This is a genomic window from Cloacibacterium sp. DMC96 (assembly GCF_056313765.1).
Window position 1 is genome coordinate 1,584,896 of the sequence record NZ_JBQUZQ010000001.1, and the last position, 24,248, is coordinate 1,609,143.

The 24,248-nt window shown below is 32.7% G+C and carries 19 protein-coding genes; 12 read left to right on the forward strand and 7 right to left on the reverse strand.

Annotated elements, in window-relative coordinates:
* Nucleotides 1–96 precede the first annotated feature (96 nt).
* On the forward strand, nt 97–1,299 hold the full coding sequence (locus ACT53I_RS07080) for an RsmB/NOP family class I SAM-dependent RNA methyltransferase (RefSeq protein WP_476079049.1): 1,203 nt from the start codon (nt 97–99) through the stop codon (nt 1,297–1,299).
* Nucleotides 1,300–1,370: 71 nt separating this feature from the next.
* Here ACT53I_RS07080 and ACT53I_RS07085 read toward each other — a convergent pair whose 3' ends face one another.
* Complete coding sequence (locus tag ACT53I_RS07085; RefSeq protein ID WP_476079050.1) at nt 1,371–3,395, reverse strand: T9SS type A sorting domain-containing protein; 2,025 nt, start codon at nt 3,393–3,395, stop codon at nt 1,371–1,373.
* A gap of 251 nt (nt 3,396–3,646) precedes the next feature.
* On the opposite strand from ACT53I_RS07085, the gene asnB reads away from it, so the two are divergent.
* From asnB to ACT53I_RS07120, 7 genes are all read left to right on the forward strand, one after another.
* Entirely contained in the window at nt 3,647–5,317 is a 1,671-nt protein-coding gene (gene asnB, locus ACT53I_RS07090) for an asparagine synthase B (protein WP_476079051.1), read from the forward strand.
* 162 nt (nt 5,318–5,479) lie between these two features.
* Nucleotides 5,480–6,355 (forward strand): carbon-nitrogen hydrolase, encoded by an 876-nt coding sequence (locus ACT53I_RS07095; protein WP_476079052.1) that lies wholly within the window; start codon nt 5,480–5,482, stop codon nt 6,353–6,355.
* Nucleotides 6,355–7,410: an agmatine deiminase family protein gene (locus ACT53I_RS07100; RefSeq protein WP_476079054.1), complete on the forward strand. Its 1,056-nt coding sequence runs from the start codon at nt 6,355–6,357 to the stop codon at nt 7,408–7,410. Before ACT53I_RS07095 ends, ACT53I_RS07100 begins: the two co-directional genes overlap by 1 nt.
* A gap of 51 nt (nt 7,411–7,461) precedes the next feature.
* Nucleotides 7,462–8,859 (forward strand): MFS transporter, encoded by a 1,398-nt coding sequence (locus tag ACT53I_RS07105; protein ID WP_476079056.1) that lies wholly within the window; start codon nt 7,462–7,464, stop codon nt 8,857–8,859.
* 70 nt (nt 8,860–8,929) lie between these two features.
* Nucleotides 8,930–10,486 (forward strand): sodium:solute symporter, encoded by a 1,557-nt coding sequence (locus ACT53I_RS07110; RefSeq protein WP_476079057.1) that lies wholly within the window; start codon nt 8,930–8,932, stop codon nt 10,484–10,486.
* Between the two features lie 123 nt (nt 10,487–10,609).
* Nucleotides 10,610–11,461 carry a transketolase gene (locus ACT53I_RS07115; protein WP_371463394.1) on the forward strand — a complete coding sequence of 284 codons (852 nt, stop codon included), beginning with the start codon at nt 10,610–10,612 and terminating at the stop codon, nt 11,459–11,461.
* A 20-nt stretch (nt 11,462–11,481) separates the two neighbouring features.
* Entirely contained in the window at nt 11,482–12,429 is a 948-nt protein-coding gene (locus tag ACT53I_RS07120) for a transketolase family protein (RefSeq protein ID WP_104792343.1), read from the forward strand.
* A 77-nt stretch (nt 12,430–12,506) separates the two neighbouring features.
* On the opposite strand, the gene ric is transcribed toward ACT53I_RS07120, so the two are convergent.
* The 5 genes from ric to ACT53I_RS07145 all read right to left on the reverse strand — a co-directional run bounded on the left by ric (nt 12,507) and on the right by ACT53I_RS07145 (nt 19,640).
* Nucleotides 12,507–13,226 carry an iron-sulfur cluster repair di-iron protein gene (ric, locus tag ACT53I_RS07125; protein WP_213188656.1) on the reverse strand — a complete coding sequence of 240 codons (720 nt, stop codon included), beginning with the start codon at nt 13,224–13,226 and terminating at the stop codon, nt 12,507–12,509.
* Between the two features lie 94 nt (nt 13,227–13,320).
* Nucleotides 13,321–13,755, reverse strand: coding sequence for an RrF2 family transcriptional regulator (locus tag ACT53I_RS07130; protein WP_069799414.1), 435 nt, complete (start codon nt 13,753–13,755; stop codon nt 13,321–13,323).
* A 63-nt stretch (nt 13,756–13,818) separates the two neighbouring features.
* On the reverse strand, nt 13,819–14,193 hold the full coding sequence (locus tag ACT53I_RS07135) for a hypothetical protein (RefSeq protein ID WP_371463400.1): 375 nt from the start codon (nt 14,191–14,193) through the stop codon (nt 13,819–13,821).
* A 69-nt stretch (nt 14,194–14,262) separates the two neighbouring features.
* Nucleotides 14,263–14,733, reverse strand: a complete 471-nt coding sequence (locus ACT53I_RS07140) for an Lrp/AsnC family transcriptional regulator (RefSeq protein ID WP_069799418.1) — start codon at nt 14,731–14,733, stop codon at nt 14,263–14,265.
* A gap of 134 nt (nt 14,734–14,867) precedes the next feature.
* On the reverse strand, nt 14,868–19,640 hold the full coding sequence (locus tag ACT53I_RS07145; protein WP_476079058.1) for a translocation/assembly module TamB domain-containing protein: 4,773 nt from the start codon (nt 19,638–19,640) through the stop codon (nt 14,868–14,870).
* Between the two features lie 5 nt (nt 19,641–19,645).
* Here ACT53I_RS07145 and tsaD point away from each other — a divergent pair, with 5 nt between their 5' ends.
* From tsaD to ACT53I_RS07160, 3 genes are all read left to right on the forward strand, one after another.
* Nucleotides 19,646–20,662 carry a tRNA (adenosine(37)-N6)-threonylcarbamoyltransferase complex transferase subunit TsaD gene (gene tsaD, locus ACT53I_RS07150; protein WP_476079059.1) on the forward strand — a complete coding sequence of 339 codons (1,017 nt, stop codon included), beginning with the start codon at nt 19,646–19,648 and terminating at the stop codon, nt 20,660–20,662.
* 86 nt (nt 20,663–20,748) lie between these two features.
* Nucleotides 20,749–21,630, forward strand: a complete 882-nt coding sequence (locus tag ACT53I_RS07155; protein ID WP_476079060.1) for a DUF808 domain-containing protein — start codon at nt 20,749–20,751, stop codon at nt 21,628–21,630.
* A gap of 4 nt (nt 21,631–21,634) precedes the next feature.
* On the forward strand, nt 21,635–22,333 hold the full coding sequence (locus ACT53I_RS07160; RefSeq protein ID WP_476079061.1) for an RsmE family RNA methyltransferase: 699 nt from the start codon (nt 21,635–21,637) through the stop codon (nt 22,331–22,333).
* A 111-nt stretch (nt 22,334–22,444) separates the two neighbouring features.
* On the opposite strand, the gene ACT53I_RS07165 is transcribed toward ACT53I_RS07160, so the two are convergent.
* Nucleotides 22,445–23,116 (reverse strand): TrmH family RNA methyltransferase, encoded by a 672-nt coding sequence (locus tag ACT53I_RS07165; protein ID WP_476079062.1) that lies wholly within the window; start codon nt 23,114–23,116, stop codon nt 22,445–22,447.
* Nucleotides 23,117–23,202: 86 nt separating this feature from the next.
* Between ACT53I_RS07165 and ACT53I_RS07170 the strand changes: the two genes are divergently transcribed.
* Nucleotides 23,203–24,228 carry an asparaginase gene (locus tag ACT53I_RS07170; protein ID WP_476079063.1) on the forward strand — a complete coding sequence of 342 codons (1,026 nt, stop codon included), beginning with the start codon at nt 23,203–23,205 and terminating at the stop codon, nt 24,226–24,228.
* Nucleotides 24,229–24,248 lie beyond the last annotated feature (20 nt).

Below are 24,248 nucleotides of genomic sequence, written 5' to 3' on the forward strand. Positions count from 1 at the left end.
AAAGTAAAAAATATCCAAAATTGAAATCATCAAATAATTCCGTATTTTTGCAAAAATTTTAGGTTTAAAATCTAAAATTCATAATTTAATATTCGTATGCAACTTATTCACAGAAATCTACTCATCGGTATTCACGATGCACTACAAGAAACTTTTTTCGAAAAAAATAAATACGCAGATAAAGTTATAGAAAGACTTTTGAAAGCTCATAAAAAATGGGGAAGCGATGACAGAAAAGTAGTTTCTGAAATTTTCTACAACATTATCCGTTGGAAAAAACGCCTAGAATATTACATTGGAGAAGGCGCAAAACCTAATAACATTTATAGACTTATTCTAGCCTATTTGCTTTGGAGCGAAACAGAATATAAAAAATTCGAAGAGTTTCAAGGAATAAAAGTTGCGGATATTCTTACCAAATTGAAGAAAGGAACCGTTCCTACTAAAGCTTTTGAACATTCTATCCCAGATTGGTTGGTAGAAACTTTAGAAAAAGAACTTGGTGAAAACTGGGAAAAAGAAATGATTGCGCTCAATGAACAAGCGCCAACTATTTTGCGTGCCAATTCTTTGAAAACCTCAACAAAACACTTAATCGAAGAACTAAAACACGAAAATGTAGAAAGTTTTCAAGTTCCGGGCTTCGAAAATGCAGTACAGTTGGAAGAAAAGAAAAATGTGTTCTTAACTTCGGCTTTTAAAGATGGTCTTTTTGAAGTACAAGATGCTGGTTCGCAAAAAATTGGAGAATTTCTAGACGTAAAACCCGGAATGCGTGTAGTAGATGCTTGTGCTGGAGCTGGCGGAAAAACGCTTCACCTTGCTGCTTTAATGGAAAACAAAGGGCAAATTATTGCTATGGATATTCACGGTTGGAAATTAGCCGAACTGAAACGTAGAGCAAAAAGAGCGGGAGCTCACAATATAGAAACCAGAGAAATTACAGATAATAAAGTCATCAAAAGATTACACGAAAAGGCAGACAGACTTTTGATAGACGCGCCATGTTCTGGTTTAGGCGTTTTAAAAAGAAACCCAGATTCTAAATGGAAAATTGACCAAGATTTCATCGATAGAATTAGAAAAGAGCAAGAAACCATTCTTCAAGATTATTCTAAAATCATTAAAAAAGGTGGAAAAATGGTTTACGCCACTTGTTCTATCTTGCCAAGTGAAAACAATGAACAGGTTCAAAACTTCTTGAAAAATAATTCTGATTTTAAATTGGTGAAAGAAGAAAAAGTAATGCCAAGTAAAGGTTTTGACGGATTTTATATGGCGCTGATTGAAAGAGTTTAAAACTTGAAAAACATATAATAAAAAGCCATTTCAACTATTTGAAATGGCTTTTCGTTTATGAAAGATTAGAATTAATTCTTAATAAACTTAGAATTTACAATTCCTTTTTCAGTGTACAATTTTATAAAATAAGTTCCTTTTGATAAAGCATTGACATTAATTTTTTTATCAATTACAGTCATCTCTAAAAGTAATTTTCCTGTAAAATCATAAATTTCTGCTTTCGAAATTTTTTCTTGAGATTGAATACTTAGAACTTCTGAAGTTGGATTAGGATACAATGTTATGACAAAAGTTTTAGACTCTTGAGTTCCCAAAGTTCCAGTCTGCGTAACAATAATTGTACTTGATGAAACGCCAGAATCACCAGCTACCAAAACATTCGCTGTTCTGCTTAAACCTGTGTTATTGGCTTCTGCTGTCATGGTGATTTTAGAATCTCCTGTTCCGTTGATTAATGTTGAAGAATTTGTTCTTTGACTTAACTTTTGAAAGCCTAAATTGAGCCATGATTGATCACTCTCTACCGTCCAATTTACATTATTAATCAAGTCAAAAGAGAATTTATTATCATTATTGGGATTATTAGATATTGACAAATTAGACAATGACAAATAGTTCTTCTGAGGTGATAAATATTTAGAATCTAAATTACCAAAAGTGGCGATGTAAAGTTTATTTGGAGCGCTATTTGTAAGAGGATAATCTTGAAAATAATTTTGCACTGTAAAACTGGAGCAGTTTATTTTATCATTTCCTATAACATCAATAACCGAATTATAACCTTGATTAATTCCTAAATCTGCAGAATTAAAATAAATTACATTACCATTATTATCAAATTTCGATAAGACTTTATTTCCTTTGGCTGAATCAAATTGGTATTCATTATTATTAAAGAAAATTTTATCCTTAAAATTAAAGTAGCCATAAATATTTCCTAATTCATCTAAATCAATATTTGTGTATGTTGTATTTAATGCAGTTGGATCTTCAATATATTTTTGCCATTTTATATTTCCACTAATATCAATTTTAGCAATTAATCCAGCATAGATAGAATTGGAATAGTATTTCACTAAACTTGTTCCATCCAGACCAAGAAAATTATTATTTTTATCTGCCCAAAAGTTTCCTGAAACAATAATATCTGTCCCATCAAAAATGGCATCATTTATCCAACTATAAGAAAATAGACTATTTGTAGGATGAAAATTTTTACCCCAAATAACATTTCCATTTGTGTCGAACTTCAGCATTAAATTATCCATTTGATTTGTGTTAGTAGGAATTATTACTCCATCAAAATTATAATCAGTTCCTAAATTATTAATCGGTTCCGTAAAAACATATAAATTATTTTGAGAATCAAATACAGGAATAAATTGATAGGCACCAATATTATTATAAGATTTGGTATAAATGATATTTCCAGTTAAGCTATTTAATTTTACAATGTAAATACTCCCAAGAGATATGTCATCAATTGAAGAACCATTTAAGCCCAAAATATACACATCACCATTTCTATCAGTTATAACACTTGCTCCTTGACTTCCCACAATTTCCTTATGCCAAATCAATTTTCCATTTTTATCAATTTTTAATAAAATTTTCAAATTAGATAAACCACCTTGAAAATTAAATACTTTTCCAGAGGAATCTGTAAAGTTTGAGGTTAGTTGTTTTGTATCACAAAATATTAAGAAATTATCATCTTTATCAACACACGCAAAATCTTGAGAAATATTTAGCCTAGTAAAATTAGAATCATTTCTATCTCCATCAAATTTAGCAATCCACTTTGGGATTCCATCTTCCCCTAATCTTGTTATAATTCTACTATAATCAACCCCAGTATAATTAATATTATAATAACTAGAACTACCATCAGCTACAAAAGAAAAAAAAGTTTCATTCTTTAAAGAATTCAAATGTTTTATGAAAGTCTGATTGTAAAAACCTTGCGATTGAGTTGGTTGAAACAACCTAGTATTAAGAGGTGCATTGATTTGCGAAAAACAAAAATTAGAAATTAAAATAAATAGAATAAATAAATTTGAGAAAACGTTCAAAAGATAATAGTTTTTTTTCATGGATTATTTTTTTCAAAGATAAAATAAAAACTTATTTTTCTAAATTTATATACAATGATTTTTCTCCAACTTAAAAAAATTCGCATCCTTGTTTCAAAACAAGCGTTTAAATTAAAATATTTCTAAAATAAAATTAATTAGTTAAAATTATTAATCAATTTTAATATTTTATTTTTATTTATAAACTTTAAATCTATTTTTGCATACGAAATGTAAACATTTAATCAACTTTTAAAATATTTATATAAGATATGTGCGGAATTGTATGCTTGTTTGATGCGAAACAAAAAACAGACGCTCTGCGTCCTCAGATATTAGAAATGTCTAAAAAAATTAGACACCGCGGTCCAGATTGGAGCGGAATTTTCCAATCAGAAAAAACTGTTTTTTCTCACGAAAGATTAGCAATTGTAGACCCAACTTCGGGGAAACAACCTTTATTTACCAAAGACGGGAAAGTAGTTCTTGCTGTGAATGGCGAAATCTACAACCATCAAGAACTCAGAAAAGAATTCCCTGATTATGAATTCCTTACTCAGTCTGATTGTGAAGTTATATTGGCACTTTATAGAAAATACGGCAAAGATTTCATCGAAAAACTCAACGGTATTTTTGCATTTTCGCTTTATGATATCGAAAACGATATTTATTTAATTGCAAGAGATCACATGGGAATTTGTCCGCTTTATCAAGGTTGGGACAAACACGGAAACTATTATGTAGCTTCTGAACTGAAAGCTTTAGAAGGCATTTGTAATAAAATTGAAACTTTTTTACCAGGGCATTTTGTTTACAGCAAAGACGGACAAGAACTTCAACAGTGGTACAAAAGAGATTGGGAAGATTTTGAAAATGTAAAAGACAAAGAAACCAGCATTGCGGCCATTAGAAAAGGCTTAGAAGATGCGGTACACAGACAAATGATGAGTGACGTTCCTTATGGAGTTTTACTTTCTGGCGGACTTGATTCTTCTATTATTTCGGCAATTGCTGCAAAATATGCAAAAAAACGCATCGAAAGTGGAGACGAACAAGAAGCTTGGTATCCTAGATTACACAGTTTTGCGGTTGGTCTAGAAGGTTCGCCAGATTTATTAGCGGCTCAGAAAGCAGCAGAACACATCGGTTCTGTACACCACGAAATTCACTTTACCGTTCAAGAAGGTTTAGATGCGGTACGTGATGTTATTTATCACCTCGAAACGTATGATGTAACTACAGTTCGTGCTTCTACACCAATGTATTTAATGGCGAGAGTGATTAAATCTATGGGAATTAAAATGGTACTTTCTGGTGAAGGAAGCGATGAACTTTTTGGCGGATATTTATATTTCCACAAAGCTCCAAACGCTAAAGAATTCCATGATGAAACGGTAAGAAAATTAGGAAAATTACACTTATATGATTGTTTGAGAGCCAACAAAGCATTAATGAGTTGGGGAATTGAAGGAAGAGTTCCTTTCTTGGACAAAGAATTTATGGATATTGCCATGACCGTAAATCCTGCAGATAAAATGGTTACTGCTCACGAACCCAAAATTGAAAAATGGTTATTGAGAAAAGCTTTTGAAGATTTGTTACCAGAATCAATTGCTTGGAGACAAAAAGAACAGTTTTCTGACGGAGTTGGTTATAGCTGGATTGACTCTTTAAAGGAAGTTGCCGAAAAAGTAGTGACTGATGAAATGATGGCAAATGCAAAATTCCGTTTTCCTCAAAACACCCCACAAAATAAAGAAGAATACAGATACAGAACGATTTTTGAAGAGCATTTCCCAAGTGAAACCGCTGCTTTAACTGTTCCATCTGTACCATCGGTAGCTTGTTCTACGCCAATTGCACTGGAATGGGACGAAGCTTTCAAAAAAATGAATGATCCGAGCGGAAGAGCCGTGATTTCCGTTCATGAAGATTCTTATTAGAAATTGTTATTCAAAATTTGATATGAAGAGAAGTCTGTTCTAAATTAGGGCAGGCTTTTTTGTAATTTGTAAGACTAAAAACTACAATTTGATTAAGCATTAAAAAAATCATATTTTTGCATAGAATTTGTATCAAAATAGAAATTTAAAAATTCCAAAAAAATGTCAAAAGTAAAAGTAGGCACAGTGCAAATGACCTGTGTAAAAGATAAAAACGAAAATCTGCAAAAAGCCATCGAAAAAGTAAGAGAAGCTGCTGCAAAAGGTGCTCAAATTGTTTGTTTACAAGAACTTTTCACGTCACTTTATTTTTGTGATGTAGAAGATTATGACAATTTTGATTTAGCAGAAGCCATTCCTGGACCTTCTACCAATGCTTTGAGTGAAGTTGCCAAAGAATTAGGCGTGGTAATTATTGCTTCCCTTTTCGAAAAAAGAGCGCAAGGTTTGTACCACAACACCACTGCAATTTTAGATGCAGACGGAACTTATCTTGGAAAATACAGAAAAATGCACATTCCAGATGATCCTGCTTTTTACGAAAAATTCTATTTCACGCCAGGAGATTTAGGTTATAAAGTTTTTCAAACCAAATTTGCAAAAATTGGTGTTTTAATTTGCTGGGATCAGTGGTATCCAGAAGCTTCTAGAATCACTGCATTGATGGGTGCTGATATTTTATTTTACCCTACCGCAATTGGTTGGGCAACAGACCAAGACGAAGAAACCAACCAAGACCAATACAACGCTTGGCAAACCATACAAAGAAGTCATGCTGTTGCAAATGGAGTTCCTGTAGTTTCTGTAAACCGAGTTGGCTTTGAGCAAGATGGCGCTATGAAATTCTGGGGCGGAAGTTTCGTTGCTAATGCACAAGGTAAATTATTGTATCTCGCATCTCACGACCAAGAAGAAGTGGCAGTTACTGAATTAGATTTATCTCAAACCGATTATTTCCGTAAACACTGGCCTTTCTTGAGAGACAGAAGAATAGATTCTTATCAACCTATTGTTAAAAGATTTATTGACGAAGACTAATGATTGATCTAACAAAAACCCCGAAATCACAAGGCTACGTTTTCCCAGCAGAATGGGAAGAACACGAAGCTACTTGGCTTTCTTGGCCTCACAAAGAAGAATCTTGGCCAGGTAAATTAGAAGAAATTTATCCTTATTACTGTCAATTTATCAAAATTCTTTCCGAAGACGAATTCGTGAGAATCAATGTAAAAGACGAAGAAATGAGAAAATTTGCCATGGATTGCATTATGCAAACTGGTGCAAATCTCGAAAATATAGAATTTTATTTCCACGAAACCAACGATGCATGGTGCAGAGATCACGGTCCCGCTTTTTTGATTAATAAAAATGGTGAAGAACTAGAAAAAGCAATCGTAGATTGGGGTTATAATGCTTGGGGAAATAAATATCCTCCGTTTGATTTAGATGATGTAATTCCTACAAAAATCGGAAAGGAATTTGACATTCCTGTTTTTTATCCCGGAATCGTAATGGAAGGTGGAAGCGTAGAATTTAACGGGAAAGGCACTATTTTGACTTCAAAATCTTGTCTTTTGAATAAAAATAGAAATCCTCATCTTTCAAAAGAAGAAATTGAAGAATATCTTAAAAATTATTACGGACAAGAGCAAGTTCTTTGGGTAAGTGACGGAATTATTGGTGATGACACTGATGGACATATTGATGACACCGTTCGTTTTGTGAATGAAAAAACTGTTTTAACCGTTGTAGAAGATAATCCTGAAGACGAAAACTACGAAATCTTGCAAACCAACCTCAGAGAATTGCAAGAAATGAAACTTTTAGACGGCTCTCCTTTAAATATTATTGAATTGCCAATGCCAGATCCTGTAATTTGGGAAGACCAAAGATTGCCAGCTTCTTATGCTAATTTTTACATCTCGAACAAGCACGTTATTGTGCCAACTTACAGATGTAGCAAAGACGAAATAGCTTTAGAAATTATCCAAAAATGTTTCCCAGAAAGAAAAGTGGTAGGTATAGATTCCACAGAAATTATTTGGGGATTAGGCAGTTTTCATTGTTTAAGCCAACAAGAACCATTAGTATAAACTATCAAAACCTGCAAATTTGCAGGTTTTATTTTTTGTAAATTTGATGTAATGAAACCACAGATTGAAAATATAGAAACCACCAAAAAAATTCTTCCATTAATATTAGCTACTGCTATTTTCATGCAGATGTTAGATTCTACTATTCTCAACACTTCTCTTCCTTCTATTGCAAAAGATTTGAACGAGTCACCGCTCAATATGCAAAATGCCATTATCAGTTATGTTTTGACATTAGCTTTATTTATGCCTGTTAGTGGTTTTTTGGCAGATAAATTCGGGACGAAAAAAGTATTTATTATTTCTTTAATCCTATTCAGTTTAGGTTCTCTTTTGTGTTCACTTTCCCCAAACTTAACTTTTTTGGTGATTGCGAGGGTAATACAAGGAGTTGGAGGAAGTTTAATGACACCAGTTGGTAAATTAGCACTTATCAAAACTTTTGACAAAAGTGAATTACTGAAAGCGATGAATTTTGCTATTATCCCTGCTTTAATTGGCCCAGTTCTCGGTCCATTAATTGGAGGTTATATGGTAGATTATCTTTCTTGGCATTGGATATTTTTAATAAATCTACCAATTGGAATTTTAGGAATTGTGCTGAGTGTAAGATATATGCCAAATTACTTTTCAAAAATCATAGATTTTGATTTTAAAGGTTTTCTATTTTTTGCAGCAGCGTCTTTGTTGCTTTCCATTTCTCTAGAATGGATGGGAAACGCTAAAAATATAACTCCTGTTCTATTGGTATTTTTAATGGGTTTTATTTTTATTTATCTCTATTACAGACACGCCAAAAAAGAAGAAAATCCTATTTTTCCTTTAGAATTATTCATGGTAAGAACCTTCAGAGTGGGATTTTTAGGAAATTTAGCGACGAGATTAGGCATTAGTTCTATTCCGTTATTAATTCCTTTGATGATTCAAATTGCTTACGGACAATCTGCAGTAGTTTCTGGCTGGATTGTAGCACCGATGGCGATTACAGCGATGTTTGGAAAATCTGCCGTTATTAAAATCCTGAATCGTTTTGGCTACAGAAAAACATTGATGTTCAACACTTTTCTCATAGGAACACTCATTTGTTTAATGGCAATCCCGGGAATTAACACATCTATTTATTGGTTTATACCTTTAATTTTGGTTTTAGGATTTTTTAATTCTATCCAATTTACCTCTATGAATACTATTTCCATTTCGGATTTGCGAGACAGTCACACCAGCAGTGGAAATTCTTTAATTTCTGTAAATCAACAAATTGCTATAGGATTTGGAATTGCATTTGGTTTAATCATTTTAAAACTTTTTGAAGGCGATACGCAACTTATCAAAGGAAATATTCACAATGCTTTTCGATATACTTTTTTGGTGATGGGAATTCTCACTATTTTATCAGGCTTTGTCTTTAGAAGACTCCATTTCAGAGATGGTGATAATATGAAATCTTAAAATCTTTCCCTGAAATAACTTTCTGAAAACGCTAAAAAAACTATATTTGCTCAACTTAAATTTTATAAGAATGGATTCAGCAAAGGTGTTGCTAATTTTTGTATTTGTATATTTTGTAGGACTTCTCGTAATTTCTTATTTCACCAGTAGAAATTCAGACAATCAATCTTTTTTCATTGGGAACAAAAAAAGTAAATGGTGGCTCGTTGCTTTTGGAATGATTGGCACCAGTTTAAGCGGTGTAACTTTTATTTCTGTACCGGGAACCGTAGGTAAAATGACTGCTGGTAATTATCCTTTTGGCGGATTTGAATATTACATGATGGTGATTGGCTTTTTCATCGGATATTTTATTGTTGCAGCTATTTTACTTCCTCTTTATTACAAGATGAATCTTACTTCTATCTACACCTATCTAGGAAAAAGATTTAATGTAGAAGCACATAAAATTGGTTCTTTATTTTTCATCATTTCTAGAGCTATTGGTGCCACTGCAAGATTATATTTAGTGGTTAATGTTTTGCAATTATTTTTATTAGAAAATCTTGGTGTACCTTTTTGGGTTACTGCAGCAGTAATACTTTTAATGGTACTGCTCTACACCTATGAAGGTGGTGTAAAGACCATTGTTATTACAGATACATTGCAAACTTCATTTATGATTATCAGCCTAGTTGCCTGTATTATTTATATTTTATCAAATCTTAATCTTTCTACTCCTGAAGCTTTCCAAATTTTGGCGGATAAAGACTACACCCATTTCATTAATACTGATATCAATTCTAAAACATTTTTCTTAAAAACAATTCTAGGCGGAATGTTTATTACCATTGCCATGACAGGTCTAGACCAAGAAATGATGCAAAAAAACATTTCTGTAGATAACCTTAAGAATTCTAAAAAGAACATGCTCACTTTTGCTGGAACACTGTTGCTAGTAAACTTGGCATTTTTGTTTTTAGGAGGTTTACTGTATCTTTTTGCGATGCAAAATGGCGCAGAATACTCGCAATTGGTAGATGTAGTCAATGGTAAAGAAAATATTACCAATATTTTTGGGTTTAAAGACGCTGCGGGAAATATTAACAATATTATGGGAGACGATTTATTCCCAGCACTTTCTTTGCAAGGTTATTTTCCTATGTTTATTTCTGTTATTTTCATTATCGGGCTTACTTCTGCTCTTTTCCCTTCTGCTGATGGTGCTTTAACCGCAGTTACAAGTTCTTACTGTGTAGATTTATTAAACTTAAACGAAGATACTACCAGAACAGAAAAACAAAAGAAAACATTGAGAATGAAAATTCACCTAATTTTCACTGTAGTATTCTTCCTTCTCATTATGATTTTCAAATGGATTGATGATAAATCTATTGTTTACCTCATCATGGAAGTAGCGGGTTATACTTATGGTCCACTTTTAGGATTATTTGCTTTCGGTATTTTTACGAAGCACACGATTTCTAAAAAATATGCAATTCTATCAGTAACCATATTCGCACCAATTTTCACGTATCTAATTAATTTTGTGGTAAGTAATTTCACTGACTATAAAATTGGAGTAGAATTGATTATTCTAAACGGTATCATCACCTTTTTAGGACTTTGGTTCATCAGAAAGAAATAAATTTTAAAAAATTCGGTAAATCATTGCCGAATTTTTTTATTTCAAAAAGTGAGAAATCTTTTCATTTTTAATTCTTACATGCCCCTTAAATTTAGTAAATTTGCAAAACTTATTTTATAAATCATGAGTAAATCTATTGAAGAGTTAAAAGCTCAGGCAACACAGATCAGAAGAGACATTTTAAGAATGGTTCACGCCGTAAATTCAGGACACCCAGGTGGAAGTCTTGGCTGTACAGAATATTTCACAGCACTTTATGGTAAAGTAATGAACTACAAACTCCCTTTCTCTATGGAAGGAAAAGGAGAAGATCATTTCTACCTTTCTAACGGTCACATTTCTCCCGTTTTCTATTCTACATTAGCAAGAAACGGTTTTTTCCCAATTTCTGAACTTTCTACTTTTAGAAAATTAAATTCTAGATTGCAAGGTCACCCAACTACACACGAACATTTAGAAGGCATCAGAATGAGTTCTGGTTCTCTTGGTCAAGGTTTATCTGTAGGAATAGGAGTAGCTTTAGCTAAAAAATTAGATGGAGATTCATCTTTAGTGTACACACTTCATGGAGATGGAGAATTACAAGAAGGACAAATCTGGGAAGCATTAATGTTTGCTGCTGCTAAAAAAGTAGACAACTTAATTTCTACAATAGATTATAACGGAAGACAAATCGATGGTGATACAGATGATGTATTATCTCTAGGAGATTTAAATGCTAAATTAAGAGCTTTCGGTTGGGAAGTTTTAGAAGAGAAAAACGGCAACGATTTAGAAGCGGTAATAGCAGTTTTAGAACATGCAAAATCTAAAACAGGAAACGGAAAACCAGTGGCCATCATTCTTCATACAGAAATGGGACAAGGTGTAGATTTTATGATGGGATCTCACTCTTGGCACGGAAAAGCTCCGAATGATGCTCAGTTAGAAAGTGCACTTTCTCAACTTTATGTAGAAACCGAAGCAGATTATTAATTCTTCTAAATTTAATACACATGAAATTTACATACACAGAAAAAAAAGATACAAGAAGCGGTTTTGGAGCAGGTTTAGCTGAATTAGCAGACAAAAATCCAAATGTAGTAGCACTTTGTGCAGACTTAATCGGTTCTCTAAAAATGGAGAAATTCATAGAAAAAGCTCCAGAAAGATTTGTACAAACAGGTATTGCAGAAGCAAATATGATGGGTATTGCTGCTGGTTTAGCTACTGCTGGTAAAATTCCTTTCGCAGGAACATTTGCTAACTTTGCTACTTCTAGAGTTTTAGACCAAGTTCGTCAATCTATCGCTTACTCTAATAAAAATGTGAAAATCGCTGCTTCTCATGCTGGTTTAACTTTAGGAGAAGATGGTGCAACTCACCAAGTTTTAGAAGACATCGGTCAAATGAAAATGTTACCAGGAATGGTTGTAATTAATCCTTGTGATTATAACCAAACCAAACAAGCTACTCTAGCTGCAGCAGAATATGAAGGTCCAGTTTATTTAAGATTTGGTAGACCTGTAGTTCCTGTTTTCATTCCAGAAGATATGCCTTTCGAAATTGGTAAAGGAATTTTACTTCAAGAAGGAAAAGATGTTACGATTGTAGCAACTGGACATTTAGTTTGGGAGTCTCTTCTAGCTGCTGAAGAATTAGAAAAAGAAGGAATTTCTTGTGAAGTGATTAATATTCACACCATCAAACCTTTAGACGAAGAAATCATTCTAAAATCTGTAGAAAAAACGGGTAAAATTGTTACTGCAGAAGAGCACAATTACTTAGGTGGTTTAGGTGAATCTGTAGCAGGAATGTTATCTAGAAAAAGACCAACTCCACAAGAATTTGTTGCTGTAAATGATACTTTCGGAGAAAGTGGAACTCCAGCTGAATTAATGCACAAATACGAAATAGATGCAGAAGCTGTAGTAAAAGCGGTAAAAAGAGTTTTAGCAAGATAATTTAACTTATCATACCATATAAAATAACCCTAGAAGTTTTTCTAGGGTTATTTTTTGAAAAAACAATTAAAGTGAATTTAATTTTGCAATTCTTTTTGCAACTCAATTGCTTTTGGAAACAGAATATTATTCTCTAAATGGATATGAGTATGTAAATTTTCTTCGAATTCCTGAAGCATTTTATAAGTAACCTGATGCGTGTTACAAGCATCTGAAGGTGGTGTATATTGATTTAAAAGTTGGGCTATTTTTTCGAAACGATCTCCTTCATTTTCGTGTTCGTGTTTCATCATCTCAATTGGATTTTCTACTGCGCCAAAATGTGGTTTTGGTAATTCTACTCCTCTTCTTTTTGCTTCTACCATGTTTCTAATGAATGGGAATAATACCAATTCTTCTTTTTTCATGTGAGCCCCTAAATCTTCGGCAGATTGTTTAAACAATTCGTGAACCTCTATTAACTCTGGATATCTATCGCCTTTTACTCTTCTTAATTTATCTAAAAACTGAAGCAAGTAAATGGTTTTTTCTTCTACATAACGATGATGCGTTTTCTCGATATAATCTGATAATAAATCTAAATCCCAAGCTTTAAAATCGATGTTCTGAGTTGCATTTTGCGTTACTCTTTCTAAATCTGCATAAATATCTTCTGGATTTTTCTTTTTCACTGCACAAACTTCTTCTATACTTCTATTTCCTTTGCAACAAAAATCGATTCCGTATTTTTTAAATACAGCTGCTGTTCTAAAATCTTCGGCTACAATTCCGCCTATTGTTTTGTCTTTTATTTCCATATTTTTTTCTTTTTTGACAAGACAAAAATACAAAAATATTTTAATAGGACAAATTTATCCGAATTAAATTTAAGAAATAAAAAGAGAACTATCTCTAGTTCTTTAAGAAGGCAATACCTTGTTCTGTTTTAAGCGCCATATCATAGACTGATATTTCACTGAGCGAATCTCTTAATTCTTCCCTTATTCCTTTGAATTTATCATGAAAAGGACAAGGTTTCTCAGAAGTACATTTTTCTAAACCAAATGCACATCTCGTTAAAATATCTGGACCATCTGTAGCGAGTACAATTTCTATGAGTTTAATCTTATCAATCTTGTCTAATTCTACCGAAAAACCACCTTGTTTTCCTTTATTAGACGTCAATATCCCCTTCTTAGAAAGAGGTTGTAGAATTTTTGCAACAAAAGCTTCTGGAGCATTTGTAGCTTCAGCGATTTGTTTTACATTGGTTTTTTTACCAGCAAGAGCTTCTTGTGCTATATAAATTACCGATTTTATAGCGTATTCGCAAGCTTTAGAAAACATTTTTAATCATTTTAATCATCATTACGACATCAAAGTTAAGCAATTTATTCGGATTTTTTTATCTTATTTGAAAAAATTCCATTTTGGAATGATTGCTAATAAACCTAATGCCACATAAGAAAACAGCGTAAACAAATCTGAATATAGCATGGTAGAAAGATAAAACTCATGCAAGTAAAAATGAAACAGAATTGCTACTGGAAATAAGATTACTCCTATTTTTCTATAAAAATAAATGCCCACAATTGATAAAAGTCCGATAATATCTATTGTGAAAATCAAATAAAAGTACCAAACTGGAATATTAATGTCTGTTTTCTGAGAATACTCGGTAAGATCTACTCCTATTCCTAAAAAAGATAATGCTACCATAAAGAAAATGGCAACATAAAAAAAAGTGGTTTTTTGAGGATTTTTGTCAAAATAATTGTCTTCCATTCTTAATAAATTTATAAAAAAAGCCTTTGAAAATTCAAAAGCTTTATACTTTGCGAAAATAATAAATTATTAAACAGAAATAGCATTAATTAATCTATTTTTATCACTTAGAAACTCTTCCATAGAAATCATAGATTCAGTTCTCATAACATCTTGAATGTCATCTATTTGATAAATGATTCTTTTAGCGTCTTCAGTATTTTTAGCTCTTACCTTGCAGAAGATGTTATACTTACCAGAAATTACGCTTGCTTCTACCACATTTGGAATAGACGCTAATTCTTTAAGAACTTCTTGAGTTCTGTTAGATTTGGTTAATAAAATTCCAATGAATGCAGTAAAATGATAATCTAATTTACCATAATCTATATTTAAAGAAGAACCTAGGATAATTCCTGCATCTTCCATTTTCTTTACTCTTACGTGAATAGTACCTGCAGACACATCCATCTGTTTAGCGATTTCAGTGAAAGGCATTCTTGTATTTTCTACTAAAAAATCTAAGATTTTTTTGTCTATTTCATCTAATTGATAATTCATACCAGTATTTTTAGATTATTAAATTTATAAAAATTGCTATCTTTTTTTGCAAATTTATGAAATTTAATTGAAATGATAAAATATTATTTTGACAAAAAAACATTGATTTTTATCAGAAAATTTCTAAAAATCTCTTACTTAGCAGAATCAATTTTAATGGTTTCGGGTTTATTTTTATTAGAATTCTTTAAGGAATCTTTCACTTTATTTTTCTTTTTGAAAAGATTATTAAAGCTTTTACTATACACTACACCGGCTCCATAAGTTTGGTTGGCTGTAGAATTTAGCGTAGTTCCTAAACCTAAGTTAGAAGGCTTAGAATAAGCTCTAAGGATTAACGAACCATCATTTTTCTTAGACACATCATATTCTATAATTCCTTCTCCAGAAAGATAATTTCCGTAGGTATTTTCAGTTTTCGCAACAGGAATTCCAAAACCAGTTTTCAAGGTTACTCTTGGCGAAAGAATAAAATTTCCGCCAATATTGGCTCTATCTGCTGTATTAGAAGCTTGGTCTCCTTTGATGTAATTCAAGTCAATTTGGAATTGCTCACTAATCGTATTGATTACGTTGCCCAATTGTTTTAAAACCAAATTATAACCCAGATCAGAACCTACATTCCCAATATTGATATTTCCAAATCCACCTGTATTAGAAGTATTGAAATTATTAAGAAGCAATACAGAACCAAATTGCAACGTTTTTTCGTCGTTATTGCTCATTCTTACCGTCAAAGCTTCTTTTACTTGTGAAGAAACATCTGGAGCTTGAACATCAAACTCAATTTTAGGATTTCTAAGATTTTGGGTAATTTTCGTTTGAAGCATTACATTAATCGGCGGCAAATTACCTACGCCTAAATATTCTGTAGCATTAGAAACTGTTCTGTAATAATTTGCAGTGATATTCAATGCTGGATTAAATGGATCTCCATCCCAAGAAATGCTGCTAAATCTATCAATTTGGAAAGTTTTTTCTAGAATTGCTTTAGAAATATACGTTCCGTTTTCCACAGAATATGTTCCATCAAGAGAAATTCTTCCGTTAGGTTTCATGACAAATTTTAATTTATCTGAATCTCCTCTTACCACAATATCTCCGATATCATCTCCCACCAAAACACTTACGGTAGAACCTTTGTCAACACTCAAAAGAAGGTTAATATCCATATTTACCCCTTTTTTCGTTCCTTCATCAATACTTACCACACCTGTTTTGTCTTCTTTTAAGAATCTGAGCATTTTAAACTCATCTACAGAAGAGGTGGTATTACTATTAAGAGTGAAAATACTGTTATTCAAAATTTGGAAAGGCTCTGAATCTGTTGGTGTATCTTTACCCGCAGTAATACTGAGTTTTCCATTGTCAAAACCAACATACAAATCACCTTTTCCATAAATTTTACCCCAGAATAAATCAAAATCGATCTGTTTAGTATCTAAAAGCATTAAATTATCCGAAGTAATTAAGACGTTGGCTCCAATATTAGAAAGATTACTCAAATTAATCTGCGCCAATGAAAGCGTTCCCGAAGAATTATTTCTTCCGTCCCTAATTTTCACAGGTTCAGTAACTAAGATGTTTCCATTTTGCAACAATACGGTAGCATCTGCAAAAGTATAATCTACTCCGTTAAAATTAACTTTCAGTCCAAAATCCTTTAAAGCAATATCTCCGCCGTAATTTATATCATTCATAGGACCGTTAATCGCTACAATTCCAGTTGCTTTTCCACGGAAATTAGAGAAAATATTGGTCACAAATGCCTGCACAAACCCAAGATTAAATTCTTGCAAATCTGCGGTTAAATTTAATGTAGGAGAAGTGGTATTATTATCTATAGTTCCCGTAACTTCTAATTGATTTTTTCCTAAAAATTCAGAAGAAAGGATTTTTGCATTAATGTCAAAAATATTAGGTTGAGCACTATTTTTCGCAGAAATTACCATATCTCCCAATTGTTTTCCGCTTAAGAAAATATCTTTAACTTCTAAATCAACCAAAGGTTCGAAGCTGGTTTTGCTCATTTTCAACTGTATGTTTCCATTGGCAATTCCTTTTAGGTCAAGATTTCCTTTTTGGCTCGGTAATAAGTCTATAATTTTAGAAATTTCTACATTTTTTACATCTATATCAGCGGTGAAATCTTTGGCATCTTTATAAGTCGCTTCCTTTACAAACAATTCGCTTTCTTCAGAATACAATCGTAGATTTTTAATGAGAAAATCTCCCGTTTTTTTACGATAAGTAATGCTATGATTGAGTTCTGGAGAGGTGTCTACATTCCAAGTAAAATTGTTCAGCTTCAGTTCTGTAGGCTCGAATCTTATTACGTAATCACCATTTGCATCTACTCCTTGGTTGATGTTAATAGCATAAGATTTCAAGGTCTCCTTTTCTTCATCTTCTAATGTCCCCAGTTTGAAATTCGCAGCCAAATGAAGCAAGGTATTATTTTCGTTTCTACCAGTAAGCGTAACGTCTCTCAATACATTTTTGCTGTATTCTATTCTACCAATATTGGCGAAAATTTGTTCAGAAGGATTTGCCGTATTGATTCTGATGATTACATTATTAATCATCGCAGAATCTTTGGTCACCTTATTTTCGTCTAGTTTATATTCTGGATTTGCCTGTGCCAAAAGCCTATCTGCTTGAGAAATTTCTTGTTTTATAGTCAAAATATATTTTAGAGAAGTCGAATTAAGATTCAGCACTAAATCATTGGTATTTCCGTTATACGAACCGTCAATTTTCGCACCTTCTGGAATTTTTAAATTCGGTTCAAAATAATTTACTAGTTTTTGACTCACATCAAAATTATAAGTAAACTGTTGACCTTTGTACAATCTTCTTTGTGGATTTCCAACCAAAATTTTATCAAAACCATTTTGGAACATTTTTCCTAAATCTCCCAAATTATATTTTCCAGAAATGTTTCCTTTTACCACATTCGGAATATCTGCATCTACAATTCTATTTCCGTTTTCGAAGTAGGCTTTTACACTACCATTCGGAACGTCTATTTTTTGGTCACCTGCATAGAAAATCACATTGTTGAGTTGAGCATCAAGATTCATATCATTCAAATCCTTGAATGCTAATTTCCCATCAACATTTCCACTAAAAACTGATTTTCCGTTACCTTGAACTCCGAAATAACTTAAATTAAGATAATCGATATTTCCTTTGATATCAGCAAAAAGTCTTGGCGTAGAAAAATCTATTTTTCCAGTTATTTTTCCTTTTGCTTCTTCATCATTGATGGTGATAATTCCGTTATATTGTTTTTTATCAAGCGTTCCATCTAGATATAGATTGTTAATGGTTTTTCCTGTGATATCAATTTTAGAAATATTAGATTTAGTTCTTAAAGTCAACGTATTGACATCAAAACCTCTTCCATCTACATCAAATCTTCCCGAAATTAAACCTACCGCACTGCTTTTAGTAATGGCAGAAGTATTGAAATCTTTCACATCTAAAACACCAACATATCGAGGATTTTGTTGGTCAATATCAGACAAAACAATATCTGCATTGGCTCTACCAATAGTTGTAATGGCATTTCCTTTGGCAATTACTCTTTTTGGCGTAACATCTACCGCACCTTTGTACTGAATTCTTCCGAAAGGATCTGCGAAATTCTTCATTTTATTGGCTACAAAACTCGGAACCATCGCTCGAAGCGCAGGATAAGTAAAATTGGTAGAAATATTATTGGTTACGATATTGAAATTCCCTTTCAATAAATTTCTAAACTTAGTATTTGGTGTGTAAATATTTACATTTTCACCCGTTAAAAGGAAATCATTGAGTCTAAAATTATTCAGCGATCCATTCATCTCTCCCGAAAGATTGATAGCAGTATAATTGTCCCATTTTGTTGCAAAATAGGAAATATCATAACCTGAAACTGCACTTCCGCGCTTCATTTTCATTTCCCAATTCACTTTATTATTGAAATCTTGCCACTTGGTTTCTTTATCTAAATGAAAAGTAAGGTCACCTTGTAAAAGCGAATGATCGGTATAAAGTGTTAAATCCTTTAAACTCAAAAATTCTTTAGACATCGAAAAATCTGTAGAAAAAGTATCTAAAGTGTGTACTTTCCCCCATCTTTTGGTCTTAAAACTAAGATTATTAATTCTAGCAGAAATATCTGGTCCAGAAATATTAAGATGTGGTGCAATAAGATTTACATTTTCTGCTTGCAACCATTTTCCTTCGTCACCTTCATGATTTTGATTGATGATAGAAATTTTAGAATTTAAAATAACTACTCTAGAATTGAGTTTGAAAGGTGGTTTTTTAGGATCACTTGGTTTCCCCCTATCAAATTTGGTAATAAATCTGTTAAAATTATCAATAGAATCACCTTTATAAGTCACCACTTTTACATCTGCCTCAGAAAGCGTCAACGTAGAGAAATCAAGTTGTCTAGATTTTCCAATTTTCAAGATTGATAACCAGTCAGAATCTGCTCTAAATTGCTTGGCAAAGATTAAATCATTATTTCTGTCGTCTTTTATTCTAAGACCATGAATAATAACATCTCCCAGAATGTTCACTTCTACTTTTTCTTTGGAAATTTTCACTCCAAAATCATCTTCCAAAAATCCTAAAGCTCTACTAGCTGCATAATCCTTAGTTGCAGGAAGATTGATAATAATTAAAAAGGTAAGAAATAAAAAAGACGCAATTGCGGCAAACCAAAGGAACAATTTGGCCCACCAAGAAAACTTTTGTACATCTTCTACAGCCTGAGCTACAGTTTCTTTGGCCGCTTCTACAGGATGTTCTATAGTGTGTTTTACGCCTTCTGCAACATCAGTTATTTTTTCACCAACTTTTTCTGAAATTGGTTTGTTGTTTTCGGAGTTATTATTTTCTAAATTTGCCATTAATTATGAATGAACCAATTATTTTAGGAATAGAATCTTCTTGTGATGATACTTCTGCTGCCATTATTAACGGAAATAAAATCCTTTCTAATATAGCAGCGAATCAAACGGTACACCAAGAATATGGTGGCGTAGTTCCAGAATTGGCTTCTAGAGCCCACCAACAAAACATTATTCCTGTAGTGGAAAAATCCTTCACTAAAGCAAATATACAACAAAAAGATATTTCTGCCATAGGATTTACTCGTGGACCTGGACTTTTAGGCTCTCTGCTTGTAGGAACGTCTTTTGCCAAATCTTTGGCGATGAGTTTAGATGTCCCATTGATTGAAGTTAACCATCTTCAGGCGCATATTCTTTGTCACTTTATCGAAGATGCAAATCCGATGCCACCTAAATTTCCATTTCTATGTCTTACCGTTTCTGGAGGACACACCATGATTGTTTTGGTGAAAGATTATTTTGATATGGAAATCATTGGAAAAACCATAGATGATGCTGCTGGTGAAGCTTTTGACAAAATCGGAAAAATCATGGGATTAGATTATCCTGCAGGTCCAATTATCGATAAACTCGCTAAATTAGGAAATCCTGATGCTTTTATTTTTGGAAAACCTAAACTTGAAAACTACGATTATTCATTCAGCGGAATTAAAACTTCGGTTTTATATTTTCTTCAAAAACAACTGAAAGAAAATCCGAATTTCATTCAAGAAAATGTAGAAAATCTTTGCGCTTCTGTTCAGAAAACCATCATCGATGTATTGATGAAAAAATTAGAAAAAGCTGCCAAAGATTACGATGTTAAAGAAGTAGCGATTGCTGGTGGTGTTTCTGCTAATTCTGGTTTGAGAGAAGCCATGCAGAAAAATGCAGAAAAATTAGGATGGAACGTTTACATACCGAAATTTGAATACACTACAGACAATGCAGCAATGATTGCCATGGTAGCAAAACTGAAATTCGAACGTGGAGAATTTACAGATTTAAGAACCAGCGCAACTGCAAGATACGATATGTAATGATGTTGGGTGATGAAAAATAATAATATATCGTAATTTTAAATTTTTAAACAAACTCATAACTTTTAACTTATAACTAAGCACTTATGGCTTCAGGCTTTTTTGCAATTTTAGATGATATCGCTGCATTGATGGACGATGTAGCAGTTGCTAGTAAACTGGCAACCAAAAAAACCGCGGGAATTTTAGGAGACGACTTGGCTGTAAACGCCGAAAAAGCGACAGGCTTCCTTTCTTCTAGAGAATTACCTGTACTTTGGGCAATTACCAAAGGTTCATTCCTTAACAAATTGATTATTTTACCCATTATTTTTGGGTTAAACTGGTTATTTCCTGCAGCCATCAAAATCATTTTGGTGATTGGTGGTTTATATCTGGCTTATGAAGGTGCCGAAAAAATTATAGAATTTTTCTTTCATAAAAATGACCACAAAACAGAACACGAAGAAGCTTTAGATGTGATGGATGATCCTATCGCTGCAGAAAAAGCAAAAGTAAAATCTGCTATCACTACTGATTTTATTTTGTCCTTAGAAATTGTAATTATTGCTTTAGGTTCTGTATTAGACCAACCGCTTCTTAACCAAATTCTAACCGTTACTGTCGTTTCAATCATCGCTACAGTTGGGGTTTATGGAATTGTAGCTTTAATTGTAAGAATGGACGATGCTGGATATAAACTGCAAAAAAAATCTAAAAAAGAAGGCGGAATTTTATTTAATATTGGTCAATTGCTCATCAATATGTTGCCTTGGGTAATTAAAATTTTAGGAGTAGTGGGTACTATTGCTTTAATTTTAGTTGCTGGAGGAATTTTCCTACACAATGTAGAATATTTACATCATTTGGTTGAAGATTTACCTACACCTGCTATTGTCAATGAATTTGCCGCTGGAATTATTGGCGGTTTATTGATGGTAATTTTGATTACAATTGGCAAAAAAATCATTTCACTGTTCAAAAAATAAAAAAATGAAACTTTTCTTTGGCGAAATTATTCCAGATGTAAAAATTAATGACGAAGAGCAACAGCACATCGTGAAAGTTCTTCGTATGAAAGAAGGCGAAGAAATTTTCGTGACAGACGGAAAAGGAAATCTCGCCAAAGGAAACCTCGTTTTTGAAGGGAAAAAAGTCAGTCTGAACGTTACGGAAGTTCAAGAATATTTTCCGAATCTTACCAGACAATTACATATTGCAATTGCACCTACCAAAAACATCGACAGAATTGAATTTTTTGTTGAAAAAGCAACAGAAATGGGTATTTCTGAGATTACTATTCTAAATACTGAAAAAACAGAACGTAAAAACCTGAACATCGAAAAACTCAGAAAACAAGCTGTTGCAGCCTCTAAACAAAGTTTAAGATTCTTCTTTCCAAAAATTAATGATGTTACAAAACTTTCAGATTTTATTAAAAATGTAAATCCGGAAATGACTTTTGTGGCGCATTGCGATGTTGCTTTTGAACGCATCAACCTCAGTGAAATTCCAGAATTGACCAATCCTACTTTCCTTATTGGTCCAGAAGGTGATTTTTCTGAAAAAGAAATTAAAATGTTAGCCAAAAAAGGCATTAAAGCCGTTTCACTGGGACACCAAAGATTAAGAACAGAAACCGCAGGGATTTTCGTAGCTGCGTGGAATTATTTTAAGTCAATAAGTGAATAGAAAATTTTTCTATTCGGAAAAGTGAATCTATAATTTATATTTGAACACTGATAACACAGATTAAACTGATTTTCACTGAAAATAAATCTGTGTTTATCTGCTAAATCTATATCATCTGCGTTCTATCAAAAATCTTTCCAAAAGTTTTTCGCCACTTCTAATAGAATTTACTGTCCATCTGATTTTCATTTCTAGTAATTTTTCTTCGGACAATTTATAATCAATTCCAGATTTCATGAGTTTTTGCTTCAATTCGTACATACAAATTGCAGCGGCAACAGAAACGTTAAAACTTTTGGTAAAACCATACATGGGAATGGCCAAAGTTTCGTCTGCAAACTCTAAAATTTCATCAGAAACACCTTCTAATTCTGTCCCAAAAACCAGGGCAATCGGTTCTTTCACTTCGTAATCAGGCAACATGGTTGCGTTATTTTCTGGAGAAACCGCCAAAATTTTATAACCTCTGTTTTTGATTTCCTTCAAAGAATCTAAATTATTAGGCATTTTTTCTACTTTTACCCAAGTTTCTGCACCTTTCGTCACCTTCAAATTTGGGTTGAAAACATTTTCTTCTTCCAAAGCAACTACGTGATGAAAACCGCAAGCTTCCACACTTCTTACAATCGCTGCTGCATTACGGAACTGATACACATCTTCCATCACCGGAAGCACAAAATCTGAACTCTCCTGAGAAAAATGCTCTATTTTACTCAATCTTTCATCAGTAAGAAATTGTTTTAGATAATCAAAAGTTTCTTGAAGTCTGTTTTTAGGAATCATTTGGCAAAATTGCAAAATATTTTAGAAATTAACTTTAAATTTTTAACTTTAAAGTCTGAAAAATTCTACAAAAAAGAAAATTTTACATGAAAAGAAAAGTCCTCATCATATACACAGGCGGAACTATCGGAATGGAGAAAGATTATGAAACCAATAGTCTTCGCGCTTTTGATTTCAATCATATTTTCAATAAAATCCCAGAGATGAATCTGCTGGAATGCGAGGTAAGCGTTCATCAGTTTTCAGAACCATTGGATTCATCAGATGTTGGACCAAAAGAATGGAAGGAAATCGCGCAATTAATTGAAAAAAATTACCAAAATTTTGATGGATTTTTGATTCTTCATGGAACAGATACCATGGCTTATACGGCTTCTGCACTGAGTTTCATGCTTAAAAATTTAAGAAAACCTGTGATTTTGACGGGTTCGCAATTGCCAATCGGGGATTTAAGAACTGATGCCAAAGAAAATTTACTCACGAGTCTTTATTACGCGAGTTTATATCAAAATGATGAAGCTGTGGTACAAGAAGTGGCGCTCTATTTCGAATATAAATTATTGAGAGGAAACCGTTGTTTAAAATATTCTGCTGAGAATTTCGATGCATTTATCAGTCCAAATTACCCAATTTTAGGAGAATCTGGTGTTCACTTGAAGGTGGAAGAAGCCATGCTGTATAGAACGCCTTATCAAGAAGATTATTCGGTGGATTTACATTTGAATGACAGCATTCTTTTGTGGAGAATTTTCCCTGGAATCAATTTAGAAAGTTTGCCTCAAATTCCTAAAATCAAGGTTTTAATTCTTCAAGTTTTCGGTTCTGGAACGATTTTCAGCAATAAAAAAACGGAAGAAGTGCTTCAAAAAATCAGAAATAACGGAACTGAAATCGTGGTGATTTCTCAATGTGTTTCTGGTGGAATAAGCATCGGAAAATACAATAACAGTAACATTTTCAAAAAGATTGGCGCAATAAGCGGTCATGACATCACTGCCGAAAGTGCTTTGGCAAAAGCTATGCATTTAATTGATAATCCAAATTACTCAGGTGATTTTGCTGAAAATTTTAAGAAAAATCTGCGTGGAGAAATTTCGGAAATTGAAGAATAAATTCTACCTTTGCCATCTGA